General features: G+C 73.2%; 12 protein-coding genes. 2 read left to right on the top strand and 10 right to left on the bottom strand.

All coding sequences use genetic code 11. The features are described from left to right. The 10 genes from ACFRAV_RS27370 to ACFRAV_RS27415 all read right to left on the bottom strand — a co-directional run bounded on the left by ACFRAV_RS27370 (position 1) and on the right by ACFRAV_RS27415 (position 10,004). The gene (locus ACFRAV_RS27370) at positions 1-957 is read right to left on the bottom strand and encodes an MBL fold metallo-hydrolase (RefSeq protein WP_382559159.1); all 957 of its coding nucleotides are present in this window, start codon (positions 955-957) and stop codon (positions 1-3) included. A gap of 4 nt (positions 958-961) precedes the next feature. Next, a complete protein-coding gene (locus tag ACFRAV_RS27375; protein WP_382559160.1) occupies positions 962-1,888 on the bottom strand; it encodes an alpha/beta hydrolase in 927 nt (308 codons plus the stop codon). Positions 1,889-1,920: 32 nt separating this feature from the next. Beyond that, a complete protein-coding gene (locus ACFRAV_RS27380; RefSeq protein WP_382559162.1) occupies positions 1,921-3,021 on the bottom strand; it encodes an FAD-dependent oxidoreductase in 1,101 nt (366 codons plus the stop codon). 58 nt (positions 3,022-3,079) lie between these two features. Beyond that, positions 3,080-4,027, bottom strand: coding sequence for a phosphotriesterase (locus ACFRAV_RS27385; RefSeq protein WP_382559164.1), 948 nt, complete (start codon positions 4,025-4,027; stop codon positions 3,080-3,082). 61 nt (positions 4,028-4,088) lie between these two features. Then, positions 4,089-5,072 (bottom strand): phosphotriesterase, encoded by a 984-nt coding sequence (locus ACFRAV_RS27390; RefSeq protein WP_382559166.1) that lies wholly within the window; start codon positions 5,070-5,072, stop codon positions 4,089-4,091. A 245-nt stretch (positions 5,073-5,317) separates the two neighbouring features. Continuing rightward, positions 5,318-5,926 (bottom strand): TetR/AcrR family transcriptional regulator, encoded by a 609-nt coding sequence (locus ACFRAV_RS27395; RefSeq protein WP_382559168.1) that lies wholly within the window; start codon positions 5,924-5,926, stop codon positions 5,318-5,320. A 59-nt stretch (positions 5,927-5,985) separates the two neighbouring features. Next, positions 5,986-7,251 (bottom strand): FAD-dependent oxidoreductase, encoded by a 1,266-nt coding sequence (locus tag ACFRAV_RS27400; protein ID WP_382559170.1) that lies wholly within the window; start codon positions 7,249-7,251, stop codon positions 5,986-5,988. Between the two features lie 43 nt (positions 7,252-7,294). Further along, positions 7,295-7,999, bottom strand: a complete 705-nt coding sequence (locus ACFRAV_RS27405) for a maleylpyruvate isomerase family mycothiol-dependent enzyme (protein WP_382559172.1) — start codon at positions 7,997-7,999, stop codon at positions 7,295-7,297. Further along, the gene (locus ACFRAV_RS27410) at positions 7,999-8,838 is read right to left on the bottom strand and encodes a fumarylacetoacetate hydrolase family protein (protein WP_382559174.1); all 840 of its coding nucleotides are present in this window, start codon (positions 8,836-8,838) and stop codon (positions 7,999-8,001) included. Before ACFRAV_RS27410 ends, ACFRAV_RS27405 begins: the two co-directional genes overlap by 1 nt. Next, complete coding sequence (locus tag ACFRAV_RS27415) at positions 8,835-10,004, bottom strand: cupin domain-containing protein (protein WP_382559176.1); 1,170 nt, start codon at positions 10,002-10,004, stop codon at positions 8,835-8,837. The genes ACFRAV_RS27410 and ACFRAV_RS27415 overlap by 4 nt, the downstream gene beginning before the upstream one ends. Before the next feature lie 75 nt (positions 10,005-10,079). Here ACFRAV_RS27415 and ACFRAV_RS27420 point away from each other — a divergent pair, with 75 nt between their 5' ends. Both ACFRAV_RS27420 and ACFRAV_RS27425 read left to right on the top strand, forming a co-directional pair. Next, positions 10,080-10,868, top strand: a complete 789-nt coding sequence (locus ACFRAV_RS27420; protein ID WP_382559178.1) for an IclR family transcriptional regulator — start codon at positions 10,080-10,082, stop codon at positions 10,866-10,868. 247 nt (positions 10,869-11,115) lie between these two features. After that, positions 11,116-12,765 carry an MFS transporter gene (locus ACFRAV_RS27425; RefSeq protein ID WP_382559180.1) on the top strand — a complete coding sequence of 550 codons (1,650 nt, stop codon included), beginning with the start codon at positions 11,116-11,118 and terminating at the stop codon, positions 12,763-12,765. The last annotated feature ends 31 nt before the right edge of the window (positions 12,766-12,796 follow it).

A 12,796-nucleotide genomic window follows, 5' to 3' on the forward strand; every position in this document is an offset into this window, starting at 1 on the left:
TCACGAGGTCTGCTGGGCCGAGGTCTGCTGGGCTTGCGTGCGGTAGCCGTGCAGGGAGGTGAAGAACGGCGAGGGCTCGAGCGTGGGGTCGCCGGTGCAGCCGAGCGCCTCGGCGACCGGGGCGAACGGGGAGTAGGGCGAGGCGGTCTCCCGCAGCCCGGCCGCCAGGCAGTCGTGGGCGGCCGCGGCGATCCGGGCCTCGGCGGCGAGGCTCTGTCCGAGCGCCTCCCGCGCCTCGCCCGCGTCGAGGGCGACGCCGTAGGGGGTTCCGTCGGCGCGGCGGTACGGGTGCCCGAGGAACAGCCGCCGGGGCCGGACCTCGTCGCGCAGGTACCGCAGGCTGCGGCGGTAGGCGGCGGGGTCGGTGTAGCCGGGGAAGCCGTTGGCGGCCCCGTGGACCTGGACGGCGTCGCCGGTGAAGACGTCGCCCTGCCCGTCGAGGACGTAGGCGAGCGAGCCGGGCGTGTGGCCGGGGATCGCGTGCGCGGAGACGGTGACGCCGCCGCCGAGGGAGAGGGACTCGCCGCCGCGCAGCAGCGAGGAGGGTTCCATCTCCCCCGAGATGACGGCGTTCGCGGCGGCCGTCACCCTGGCCTCCCCCTCGGGGTCGGCCAGGTACCGCCCGCGCCCTTCGAGGTACTCCTCGACGTGGGCCCTGCGCGAGCGGAGCATGGGGGCGTCGGCCTCGTGGACGACGACCTGGGCCCGGCGGCCGGTCATCTCCCACAGGGCGTGGGCCCCGCCGACGTGGTCGATGTGGCCGTGCGTCAGCAGGATCCAGCGCACGTCCTCGATGCGCCGGCCGATCGCGGCGAGCGCGGGGGCCATGCCCTCGGCGGGCGAGGTGGCGATGCCGGTGTCGACGATCGCCGGCTCGGGGGCGTCGATGTAGAAGCTGTAGAGACCGAACCGTCCCCAGGGTGACACCAGAGGGTGGACGTCGACCGGGCGGGTCATGGTGTCAGGCCTTCCTCGCGAGGAAGGCCCGCGTGCGCGCGAAGACCTCGTGGTACTCGGGGATCCAGGAGAAGTGCTGGACGAAGCCGTGGCCCGCGCCCGCGTAGCGGGCGACCGTCGCCTCGACGCCGGCCTCCCGCAGCCGCTGCCCGTACAGTTCGCCCTCGTCGCGCATCGGGTCGAACTCGGCGGTGACGACCAGGGCCGGCGGCAGCCCGGACAGGTCCTGGCGCTTGACCGGGGAGACCCGCGGGTCGGCCGGGTCGGCGCCGCTGCCGAGGTAGAAGGCGTTGAAGGGCTTCAGCCCCGCCGTCTCCAGGCCGTAGCCGACGGCGTTCTCCCGCAGCGAGGGGTAGCGGTCCTCGTCGAAGTCCAGGTCCAGGGAGGGGTAGTAGAGGATCTGGTGGGTGATCCGGTCGAAGCCGTCGTCGTGCGCCAGGGCCGCGACGCCGGCCGCGAAATTGCCGCCGGAGCTGTCGCCGGCGACGGCGAGGGTAGTCCCGTCCCAGCCGAGGGCGTCGCCCTGTTCGGCGGCCCAGCGCACGACCGCGTAGCAGTCGTCGAGTCCGGCCGGGAAGGCCGCCTCGGGCGCCAGGCGGTAGCTGACGGAGAGCACCTTGAGCCCGGTCTCCTTCGCCAGCGAGCGCGCGACGTGGTCGTGGGTCTCCAGGCTGCCGAGGAAGAACGCGCCGCCGTGGAAGTAGACGAGCAGGCCGTGGGCCGCGGCCTCGGTGGGCGTGTAGATCCGGACCGGCACGTCACCGGCCCCGGTGTGCGCCGTGGTGTCCTCCACGGCGTGCAGCGGCAGGCGTTCGGCGAGCGGGGGGACGTGCGCCTCGTCCCCGGCGCGCAGGGCGATCGGGTCGGGCGGCCCCGCGGGCGGGGCGGGCAGGGAGGCGAGGAAGGAGGCGATCTCGGGATGCAGCGGCATGGTGCGGTCCTTGGGGGTGAAGGTATCGGCGGTCAGGCGCGCGGCTTCTGGCCGGGGAAGACCTCGCTGATCTCGTCCTCGGTCCAGCCTTGACGGGAGATCCGCTGCAGTTCGTCGGTCACCGGCTTGCGGGCGGCCTGGTAGCGGGCGAGCGCCTCGGGCAGCGTGTCCGCGTCGCGCAGCGCGTCGGCGAGCGCGCCGGCGTCCTCGATGGCCGAGTTCGCACCCTGGCCCTGGTGGTGCAGCATCGAGTGGGCGGCGTCGCCGACCAGGACGACGGAGTCGGTGTGCCAGGTGGCGACCGGGTCGATGTCGTGGACGGCGCGGATGTTGACGGTGCTCATGTCGAGGTCGCGGGTGATGGCGACCAGCCGCTCGTCGAAGCCCTCCACCGTCCGCAGGAGGTCGTCCTTGGTGACGTCGGGCGTCCAGGTGCCGTCCGGGCACAGGGCGGTGATGTCGAAGGAGACCTGACCTCGGTGGCGCAGCGGCAGCAGGTACACCTTGGTGCCCCGCCCGATGTACATGCGGAGGTTGTCGTCGGTGACCATGCCGTGGGCGGCTCCGAGGGGGATGACGGCGCGGTAGGCGTGCTCCCCGGCGAACACCGGGCCCGCCTCGCCGAACAACTGCTGCCGCACGACCGACTTGATGCCGTCGGCGCCGACGACCAGGTCGGCCTCCGCGGTGCTGCCGTCGGCGAAGGTGAGCAGGGCGCCGTCGCCGTTGTCCCGGACGGACTCCAGCTTGTGACCGAGCCGCACCATGCCCTCGGGGAGGACGCCGAGGAGGGCGTCGATGAAGTCGCCGCGGTGGATCAGATGGGTGTGCCTCTGGTCGCCCGCCGCGGGCCAGGCCTCCTTCATGATCGGCTCGCAGCGGGCGCCGAGGATCTCGAAGTACTCGCTGGGCGAGCTCACCTTCTCGATCACGTCGGCGATCCCCCACTGGCGGAACCGGTTCATGGTGGCGGGACGCAGGCCGATCCCGGCGCCGACCTCACGGATCCGGGTGGCCTGCTCGTACACGCTCACCTCCGCGCCGAGCAGGCTCAGCGCCTTGGCCGCGGCGGCGCCGCCGTATCCCGCCCCGACGACGGCGATCTTCAGGTTCCTGAGGTCCGATGACTGCATGGTGCTTCTCACTTGCTTCTACGAGGAGGAACAACGGGGAGGAACGGAGCGGGGGAAGCTACTTCTGGAGGGTCAGGAAGGCGGCGGGGTTGTCGACGAAGATCGTCCGGACGGCCTCCTCGTCGAGGCCGGCCGCGCGCAGATCCGGGATGAGGTCCTCGAAGATGTAGTTGACGGTGTGGCCCTTGACGCCCGGCCAGCCCAGCGGGGAGCAGTTGGCGTCGGCGGAGGCGAGGACCTGGTGCAGCCGGCGGCCGCCGTCGACGAAGCGCAGGAAATGGTCGAGCCGCTCCTGGCGGGGGCGGGCCCAGAACGGCGGGTCGGGCAGTTCGGTCTCGTAGCCGAAGGTGTCGAACCCGATGCGGCCGCCCTGCTCGGCGATCCAGACGTCACGGGTCTTCTCCGCGTTGACGCCGTCGTCGACGTGCCCGAACAGGACGCGGTCGAGCGGCAGCCCCTCCTCACGGAAGATGGCGACGGCGTTCTCGGCGTCGATCGCGAGGTGGGTGAGGACGGGCGCCCCGGTGGCCAGGGCGGCCCGTGCGGCGGCGCGGTAGATGCGCTTGTCCAGGTCGGTCATCCGGCCGCCGCGGCTCACCCCGACCTTGATGACGCCGGCCAGGGCGCCGCTGGAGCCGATGCCGACGGTGATCTCGTGGACGAACTGCCGCATCAGGTAGTCGACGTCGGCCCGGGCGAAGTGCGGCAGGGCGGTGTCGCCGCCGACGAAGCCGGTGCAGGCGACGATGTGGACGCCGGTCTTCGCGGACAGCGACCGGTAATGGTCGACGTCGCGGCCGTTGCAGATGCCGGTGGCGTCGACGAAGGTGCCGCCGCCGTAGTCGTGGAAGGCGCGCAGCTTGGGGACGGTCTCCTCGTACCGCTGCTCGGGGCTCTTCCACCACCGCGTGTCCAGTTCGGACCCGGGCATGCCGTAGCCGATGTGCTCGTGGACGGCGACCAGACCGAGTTCCTCGGTCGGGACGGGCCCCAGGACGGTGTTCACTCGCGACACAGAACTCACTACCTATGACTCGGGGGATTGACGGGCGGGCCGGCGCGGCCGGTCAGCGCGGCCGGCGCACCGACAGCAACTCGCGCGGGTTGTCGACGAGGATCCGCCGCACGTCCTCCTCGCCGAGTCCCTGGCCCTCCAGGAGCGGGACGAAGGCCGTCAGGACGTAGCTGTACGGCAGGTCGTTGCCGTCGTGGCCCTTGGCGACGCCGGTCGCGTTGCTGGACAGCAGGACGCGGTCACCGAAGCCGGCCCGGATCAGGTCGGCGACGAGGTGGGCGCGCTCGGCGTCGGTGAGGTGCGCGTGGCCCTCCGTGCCGACGTGGTCGAGGCCGACGTAGGCGCCGCGGCGGGCGATCTCCAGGGGAGCGCCGGACGCGACGGCGTCCTTCCGGTCGAGCCCGCCCACCACGACGCGGTCCGCGGGCAGCTTCTCGTCCATGACGACGTCGAGTGCCTGGACGGGCCCGCCGTCGTGGCGGACGGAGACGGCCGTGCCGGTGCGCAGGGCGGCGCGGGCCGCGCCGCGCAGCAGGCTCTCGTCGGTGGCGGTCATGCCCCCGGCGGTCGCCGCGGTGGCCACCAGGCCGGCGGCGCCGCGCCGCTCCACCCGGGGGACGACCATGCCCTCGGTGATCTCACGGGCGAACAGGTCGGCGAACCTGTCGGCCGGCCAGGGCGTCGGCGGGTTGGTCTGCGGGGTGAGGAAGTAACCGCCGAGCAGTTCCTCGGGGCCCTGGCCGGTCGAGGCGACGAGGTGCACGCCGGTCGCGCGGGACAGCGTCTCCAGGAGCCGGACGTCCCGGCCGTGGAACGTGCCGGTGTTGTCGACGATCGTGCCGCCGCCGTGGGCCCGGAAGTCCTCCAGGCGGGCGGCGAGGGTCTCGAAGATCTCGGCGCGGTCGAGGGTGACGTCGAAGGCGTACTCGGCGCCCGGCACCACCGACAGCAGCGCCTCGTGCACCGAGACGACGCCCAGCTCGTCGGCCGGCACCGGGCCCAGGACGGTGTTCACGGTTGGGGTACTGACGCTCATGCATGCCTCACGTGTCCGGTGTGGGATGCGCGGCGACGCGCACCCTGTGGCTCCTGTCACGCTAGCCATTCGCTTTACATCGCGTCAATGAAATGAACGCCACGAAAATTTTCATGCCGGTGCGTTGCGCGAAAGGGAACGATCAGTACCTCGGAAACGCGAAGAAGCCGCGCATGCGAGAACGCATGCGCGGCTTCCGTCGGGCTTTTCGCAGCCCAGAGCCGTCCGGGTCAGGTCAGGTCAGGTCAGGTCAGGAGACGGGCCCAGCTGGTGGCGAGTTCCTCGATCATCTGCTCGCGGGTCAGCTTCCAGTCGGCGCCGTCCCAGTGCTGGGCGACGTAGTCCAGCTCCGCCATCGCGAGCACACCGCGGAAGTGCCGCTGGTGGGGCTCGAAGCGGCCGGCCCGCTCCAGCCCGTCCTCGATGTCGCCGACGGCCTCCTCGAGCCAGCGCTCGACGAGGTCCTTGAGTTCCGGCTCGATCACCGCGGCCTCGCGGCCGATGCGGATGATCGGCCGGATGGCCGGCCAGTCGTCGGCGGTCCGCCGCAGCCAGGCGGTGATCGCTTCCGGTGTGCCCTCGGCGACGGTGGCGACGAGGTCCAGCGCGGTGGAGCCGTGCTCCTCGGACCGGACCCGCTGGAGCGCCTCGTTGAGCTGCTCGTCGATGAGCGCCTTCATCAGGTCGGCGCGGGAGGGGAAGTAGGCGTAGAACGTCACCCGGGTGGTGCCGGCCGCCTTGGCGATGTCGTCGACCGTGGCGGCGGCGTATCCCTTCGTCCGGAACAGCTCGAGTCCCGACTCCAGCAGCAGCCGGCGAGTCATCCGCTTCTGTGCCTCACGAAGGTTCGCCATGGACGAGATCCTAGAGGGCGACGACGGCGCCGTCGTCGCCCCCTGTCCCGCTCCCGGCGTCAGGCCGGGGAGGCCACCGGGATCGGCGTGAACATCTCGGGTTCCTCGTCCGGGGTGAGCGCGGTCGGACCGTAGACCCAGTCGGTGAAGGAGTAGTCGTAGGTGCCGCGGGCCCGCAGGATCTCGTTGCGCCGCCGGCGGTCCTCCCCGTCGAGGTGCCACAGCTCGCCCCAGGCGCGGGCCGTGGTCTGCACCCGGCGGCAGTGCTCCACGCGGACCGCCTCGTAGGCCGCGAGGGCGCCGTCCCAGTCCGGCCGCTCGCCGGGAGCGGCAGCCGCGCGCATCCTCCTCCACTGCTCGGCCAGCACCCAGCCGTCCTCGATCGCCATGATCGCGCCCTGCGCCATGTACTGCAGCGGCGGGTGCGCGGCGTCGCCGAGGAGCACGATCCGGCCGTGCACCCAGGTCTCGATCGGGTCGCGGTCGAACATCCGCCACCAGCGGTCGCGCCACATCAGCGGGATGCCGTCGCGCACCGTGTCGCAGGTGGCGGCGAAGGCCGCGTCCAGCTCGTCCGGGGTGCCCCAGTCCTCCTGCCCGGCCAGCGCCTTGGGGGACTCGAAGACGGCGACCTGGTTGAACATGGCGCCGCCGCGCAGCGCGTACTGCACGAAGTGGCAGCGCGGGCCGACGTACAGGCTCACGTCCTTCTCCGCGACGCCGTTGTCCTGCACCTTCTCGATGGGCACGGCCGCCCGGTAGGCGACGTAGGAGGAGCTGACCACGTCGTCGCCGACCAACTGGCGGCGGGCCACCGAGTGCAGCCCGTCGGCCGCGACGACCAGCGGCGCCTCGTGGACGGTGCCGTCCTCGAGACGGACGAGGGCGCCCTCGACGGTGTTCTCGTAGCCGACGACCGTGGCGTCCGTGAGCAGTTCGACGCCGGACCGCTCGCAGGCGCGCAGGAAGATGCCGTGCAGGTCGCTGCGGTGGATCACCATGTACGGGAAGCCGTAGCGGCGTTCGAGGTCGCGCAGGTCCAGCCGGGTCAGCTCGGTGGAGTCGAGCGCGTCCTTCATCACCATGGACTCGGGCACCACGCCCAGGCTCCTGGCCTCGTCCAGCAGGCCGTACTCGGCGAGGATGCGGGTGCAGTTGGGGGCGATCTGCAGGCCCGCGCCCACCTCGCCGAACTCGGGCGCGCGTTCCAGGACGCGCACCCGCAGGCCCTTGCGGGTCAGGGCGAGGGCGGTGCCGAGACCGCCGATGCCGCCGCCGACCACGAGGACGTCGGGCCGGTCCGCGGCGCTGGCTTCAGTGTTCATGATCGGTTCCTTCGGTGGCGGGACGGTGCCTGCGCGGCCCTGGTCACAGCCAGGGGCCCAGCGCGGGGGCGGGCGTGCCGTCCGCCGCGCTGAGGCCGGCGTCCCGTCCGGTGAGGTAGGCGGCGAGGTCGGGCAGCGGCGCGGTCACCAGGACGGGCTCGCCCTCGCCGGGCAGCTCCCAGGTGTCGTGCGGCGCCCGCAAGGTCACGGCGGGGCCGGGGGCCGTCGCGCGCTTGGCGGCGACGTCCGCGCACAGGGCGGCGAGGAAGTCGTCCGGCAGGTCGGCGAAGGTGACGCCTGCGTTCAGGTCGACGGCGTGGACGCACACCTCGCGCGAACGCATCCAGGGCAGCTCGGTCGCGGGCACGGTCCGTCCCTGCGCGGTGACGACCGGGGCCCGCCACTGCTCCTCGGTGAGGGCGGCGGTGCCGGCCTCCAGTACCTGGGCGGACTCGCGCAGCCAGACGGTGAGCTCCCCGGCCGACAGGGCGGGGCCGCGTTCGATGCCCGCCGCGCGCTCCTCGGGCGAGGCGTACATCGGGGTGACCTCGCCGGTGGCGGCCCAGTGCACCAGGTTGGACAGCGCCTCGGCGTTGGCGGCGACGTGCGCGGTCAGGTGGGCCCGGGTCCAGCCGGGCAGGGCGCTCGGCGCGGCGAAGGCGTCGCCGTCCAGGCCGTCGGCGGCCCGCAGCACCAGGTCGGTGCCGAGGGCGGCCCAGCGGCGGGCGTCGTCGAGGGTGCGGGCCATCAGTGGGACGCCTCCCGCACGATCCGGTTCGCCAGGCGGCCGAGGCCGGCGATCTCGGTGACGACGCTCTCGCCGCCGGTCAGGTAGCGGGCCGGCTTGCGGGCGTGGCCGACGCCGCCGGGGGTGCCGGTGGCGATGATGTCGCCCGGGTTGAGACGCACGATCGTGGAGACGTACTCGACCAGGGCCACCGGGTCGAAGAGCAGGTCGCCGGTGTTGTCGGACTGCATGACCTCGCCGTCCACGGTGAGCGTGACGTCGAGGACGGGGCGCACGCCGCCGGGCAGCTCGTCGGGGGTGACCAGGTAGGGGCCGACGGGGGTGGAGGAGTCCCACATCTTGCCCTGGAGCCATTCGCGGGTGCGGAACTGCCAGTCGCGGCAGGTGATGTCGTTGAGCACGGTGAAGCCGGCGACGGCCTGCTCGGCCTCCTCGCCGGTGGCGCGGCGCACCTTCCTGCCGACGACCAGGGCGAGTTCGACCTCCCAATCGAACTCCTCGGTCTCGGCAGGACGCTGGATGTCGTCGCCCGCGCCGATCAGGCTGTCGGCGAACTTGGCGAAGAGGGTGGGGTGCTGGGGCAGGTCCCGGCCCATCTCCTGGATGTGGTTGCGGTAGTTGAGGCCGACGCAGACGACCTTGGTGGGGGCGGGCACCACGGGGGCGAAGTCGGCGCCGTCCACCGGGTGACGGTCTCCGGCCGCGGAGGCCGCGAGGGCCTGCCAGTCGTCCTGTGCGAGGAGCGCGCCCACGTCGGGGAAGCCGAGCTCGACCAGGCTGTCGCCGTCGAGCCGGACGGCCTGGGTGGTGCCGCCGGTGCGGAGGGTGGCGAGCTTCATCGGGTGGTTCCTTCCACGTGGGTGCGGTTGAGCCGCAGGGCTTCGAAGACGGGTGAGTCGCTGAACCGGAAGAGGTCCAGGGCGCCGGAGTCGGAGTCGGTGGCGCCGGCCTCGGAGCGGACCGAGAGCGGCTGCCAGGACGGCACGACGAACAGGTCGCCGCGGGTGACGGTCCAGGTCCGGTCGCCGACGGTGACGGTTCCGGAGCCGTCGAAGACCTGGTAGACGGACGAGCCGGTCTCCTGGACGGGCGCGGTCTCGACGCCGCGCGCGATCCGGTGCATCTCGGCGCGGAGGGTCGGCAGCACGTCGGCGCCGGTGGCGGGGTCGCTGAAGCGGACGGCCGCGTGCCCGTGCTCCACGGTGCCGGGGTGTCCCTCGGCCTCCAGCGCGAGCTGGTCGGCGAGGGCGCGGTCGGTGTGCTCCCAGCGGTAGGCCAGCAGCGGGGAGCCGGGGCCGGTGGACCCGGCGGAGACGGGCCGCAGGCCGGGGTGGCCCCACAGCCGCTCGGAGCGGGAGCGGTCCGGGGTGATCCGCTCGGCGTCGCTGATCTCGTCGCGGCCGAACTCGAAGAACTGGGCCTCGTTGGCGTACTGGAAGGGGATGTCCAGGCCGTCGATCCAGGCCATCGGCTCGGAGGTGGCGTTGTGGTGGGCGTGCCAGTTCCAGCCGGCCTGCGGCAGGAAGTCGCCGCGGCGCATCGCCACCGGGTCGCGGCCGACCACCGTCCACACGCCCTCGCCCTCGACGACGAAGCGGAAGGCGTGCTGGGTGTGCCGGTGCTCCGGGGCGTCCTCGCCGGGCATCAGGTACTGGATGGCGGCCCAGAGCGTCGGAGTCGCGAAGGGGCGGCCGCCGAGCGAGGGGTTGGCCAGGGCGATGGCCCGGCGTTCGCCGCCGCGGCCGACCGGGACCAGGTCGCCCGCCTGCGCGGCGAGCTCCCGCAGCCGGTCCCAGCGCCACACGTGCGGCAGGGCGCGGGAGCGCGGGTGGGCGGGCATCAGGTCGCCGATCTCGGTCCACAGCGGGACGAGCAGCTCCTGCTCGAACCCCCGGTACAGCTCTTCGAGCGCCGGGGTGACGTCGGGTTGTCCTTCGGCGGAGATGGCCTTCAGCCGGACCGGGGAGCCGGTGGCGGTGTCGTGGGCGATGGCGGAGTCAGTCACGGGAACAGACTGCGACGCGCCCGAGAGCAGAACATGTAGATTCTGGAGAGCAGAATCCTGTGAAAGGCCCGCACCGTGGACAAGCCGCTCAAGACCCCTCCGCCGTACCCGATCGCCAGCGTGGACCACGCCCTGCGGGCGGCGATCGTCCTGCAGATGGAGGGCGGCGCGACCGTGGCGCAGCTCGCCGAGCGCCTGGGCGTCGCGCGCTCCACCGCCCACCGGGTGCTGGCGATGCTGGTCTACCGGGACTTCGCCGTGCAGGGCGAGGACCGGGTGTACCGCGCCGGCCCGGTGCTGGAGCTGGCCGCCCACTCCCAGTCCCTCGTCTCCCGGCTGCGCGCGGCGGCCCTGCCCCACCTGCACCGGCTGGTCGCCCTGCTGGACGAGACCGCGAACCTGACCGTGCGCACCGGGGACACCGCGCGTTTCGTCGCCAGCGTCGAGTCACGGCAGGCGCTGCGGGTCGGTTCCCGCGAGGGCATGGTCTTCCCCGCCCACCGCACCACGGCCGGGCTGCTGCTGCTCGCCGAGCTCACGGACGAGGAGCTGGCGGAGGTCTACCCGCCCGGCCGCCGGCGCGACCACGACCGTGACCGCACGGCGGACCTCCCCGACCTGGAGCGGCTGCGCGCGGACCTGCGGCGACTGCGTCGCAACGGTTTCGCCGTGAACAAGGAGCGGTCCGAGCGGGGCCTGGTCGCCGTGGGCGTTCCGGTGCGCGACACGGAGGGCAGGGCACTGGCGGGCCTGTCGGTGTCGATGCCCAGCGTGCGCTACGACCCGCACCGGCTGCGCCCTCTGGTCAACGCGCTGGAGGCCGCGGCGGCAGCGCTGCAGGAGGACCTGTCCGGCTCCGCCTGAGCCCGGCGGCGCCCACCTGAGCCCCGGCGCCCGGCGGCGACTTCACCTTACAGTGACGTCGCGCACTTTAGATTGCGAACATTTCATTGACGTGACGTAAAGCGAATGCCATTCTCCCGGCATCACGCCGATGCGCGTCGCGCCTGTCTCCCCCCTCCGCGTCCGCGCCTCCGTGTCCTTCCACGCTCTCCGGCCTCCCGCCTTCGCCGGGTGGGACGGCCGACGTTCCCAGCCAGGGAGAACAACGATGTCGCTCGACACCGGGACGCTCGCGTCCCAGGGCCCGACCGCGGGGGCCGCCCGGACACCGGGCTACGCGGGAACACTGGCTGCCGCCTGCGGTGCGGTCTTCGTGGCCCAGGTCGCCAACGCCCTGCCCGCCTCGCTGAACGGTCTCCTCCAGCAGGACCTGAACACCCACGGGTCCCAACTCACCTGGATCACCGCGGCGTTCATGATCGCCGTGGTCTGCTTCGAGTTCACCTTCGGCGTCCTCGGCGACCTCTTCGGCCGCCGCCGGCTCGTGGTGGCCGGGACGGCACTGGTCGCCGTGGGCAGCAGCGTGGCCGCGCTGGCGCCCGACGTCCGGGTCCTGTGGGTCGGCGCCGCCCTGAACGGCCTGGGCGCCGGCGCCATGTTCCCCGGCTCGCTCACCGCCGCCACCGCGGTCACCCGCTCCCCGCGCGAACGGGCCCGGGCGGTGGCGCTGTGGAGCGGCTTCCTGTCCGCGGGCGCCGCGCTCTCCCCGCTGCTCGGCGGGGTGTTCGCCAAGGTGGGCTCCTGGCGCGGTTCCTTCTGGGTGCTCGTCGGCCTGGCCCTGGTCAGCATGGTGCTCACCGCGACCCTGGCCACCGAGTCCAGGGAGCCCGAGGGCCGCAGGCTCGACGTGGCCGGTCAGATCACCTTCGCCCTCGGCCTGATCCTGGTGCTCTTCGGCCTGGTGGAAGGGCCCGAGTCGGGCTGGACCACGCTCCCGGTGATGCTCTCCCTCCTCCTCGGCCTGTGCGTCCTGGCCGCGTTCGTGGTGGTGGAACTGGGGGCACGGTCCCCGATCTTCGACCTCAAACTGTTCCGCAACCGGGCGTTCACGGTGTCCTCGCTCGCCGCCGTCATCGGCATGCTCGCCTTCCTCGGCGCCTGCTTCACCACGAGCATGTGGCTGGGTCCCGTGCAGCACCAGGATCCGATCCGCGTCGCGGTGCCCTTCCTGCTCCTCCAGGGGCCCGCCTTCGTCCTCGTCCCCGTGGTGGCGCGGCTCCTGCACCGGGTGCCCGCCTCCCGTCTGCTGACCGTCGGCTTCACCCTGATGGCCCTCGGCTGCCTGATGGGCTCGCGGCTCGACGTCCACGATCCGGGGCTCGGCGCCTTCGTGGCACCCACCCTGCTGATCGGCGTCGGGTTCGCCCTGACGGTCAGTTCGGTGACCGCGGTGGCATTGGACAGCGTGCCGCCCAAGCTGGCCGGCATGGCCAGCGCCACCACCAACATGTTGCGCGACCTGGGCTTCGCCCTCGGACCCGTCGTGGTCGGCGCGGTGGCGCTCAGCGGGGCCGGCTCGGTGTTCGCCTCCGGCCTGGCCGGGGCGGACCTGCCCGCCGCCCACCTTGCCGCGGCGCGTCAGGTCGGGGAGGCCGGCGGGCCGATCGCCGTCAACAGTCTGCCGCCCGGAGCGCCGGGGTCCGCGGCGCACGACCTCGCCCTCGACGCCCTGGGCAGCGGTTTCGGCACCGCGTACCTGGTGTGCGGGGCGGCGGCGGCCGCCGCCGCGGTCCTGACCGCGGTCGGCATGCTCGGCCTCCCCTCCCACCGGTCCGGGGAGACCGGGACCGCGGCCGGGACTCCGGCGCTGGGCGCCGCCGCGGGAGCGGGCACGCCGGTGCGGGCCCCGGTCCGCTAGCCGCCCTCGGCGGCCCGCCGGGGGCCGGCGG

Origin of the sequence: Streptomyces sp. NPDC056600 (assembly GCF_042792855.1) — a bacterium.
Classification (GTDB): domain Bacteria; phylum Actinomycetota; class Actinomycetes; order Streptomycetales; family Streptomycetaceae; genus Streptomyces.

Coding starts and splice junctions, on each gene's coding strand:
- ACFRAV_RS27370 (WP_382559159.1), bottom strand. CDS start 957: ATGACCCGCCCGGTCGACGTCCACCCTCTGGTGTCACCCTGGGGACGG.
- ACFRAV_RS27375 (WP_382559160.1), bottom strand. CDS start 1,888: ATGCCGCTGCATCCCGAGATCGCCTCCTTCCTCGCCTCCCTGCCCGCC.
- ACFRAV_RS27380 (WP_382559162.1), bottom strand. CDS start 3,021: ATGCAGTCATCGGACCTCAGGAACCTGAAGATCGCCGTCGTCGGGGCG.
- ACFRAV_RS27390 (WP_382559166.1), bottom strand. CDS start 5,072: ATGAGCGTCAGTACCCCAACCGTGAACACCGTCCTGGGCCCGGTGCCG.
- ACFRAV_RS27395 (WP_382559168.1), bottom strand. CDS start 5,926: ATGGCGAACCTTCGTGAGGCACAGAAGCGGATGACTCGCCGGCTGCTG.
- ACFRAV_RS27400 (WP_382559170.1), bottom strand. CDS start 7,251: ATGAACACTGAAGCCAGCGCCGCGGACCGGCCCGACGTCCTCGTGGTC.
- ACFRAV_RS27405 (WP_382559172.1), bottom strand. CDS start 7,999: ATGGCCCGCACCCTCGACGACGCCCGCCGCTGGGCCGCCCTCGGCACC.
- ACFRAV_RS27410 (WP_382559174.1), bottom strand. CDS start 8,838: ATGAAGCTCGCCACCCTCCGCACCGGCGGCACCACCCAGGCCGTCCGG.
- ACFRAV_RS27425 (WP_382559180.1), top strand. CDS start 11,116: ATGTCGCTCGACACCGGGACGCTCGCGTCCCAGGGCCCGACCGCGGGG.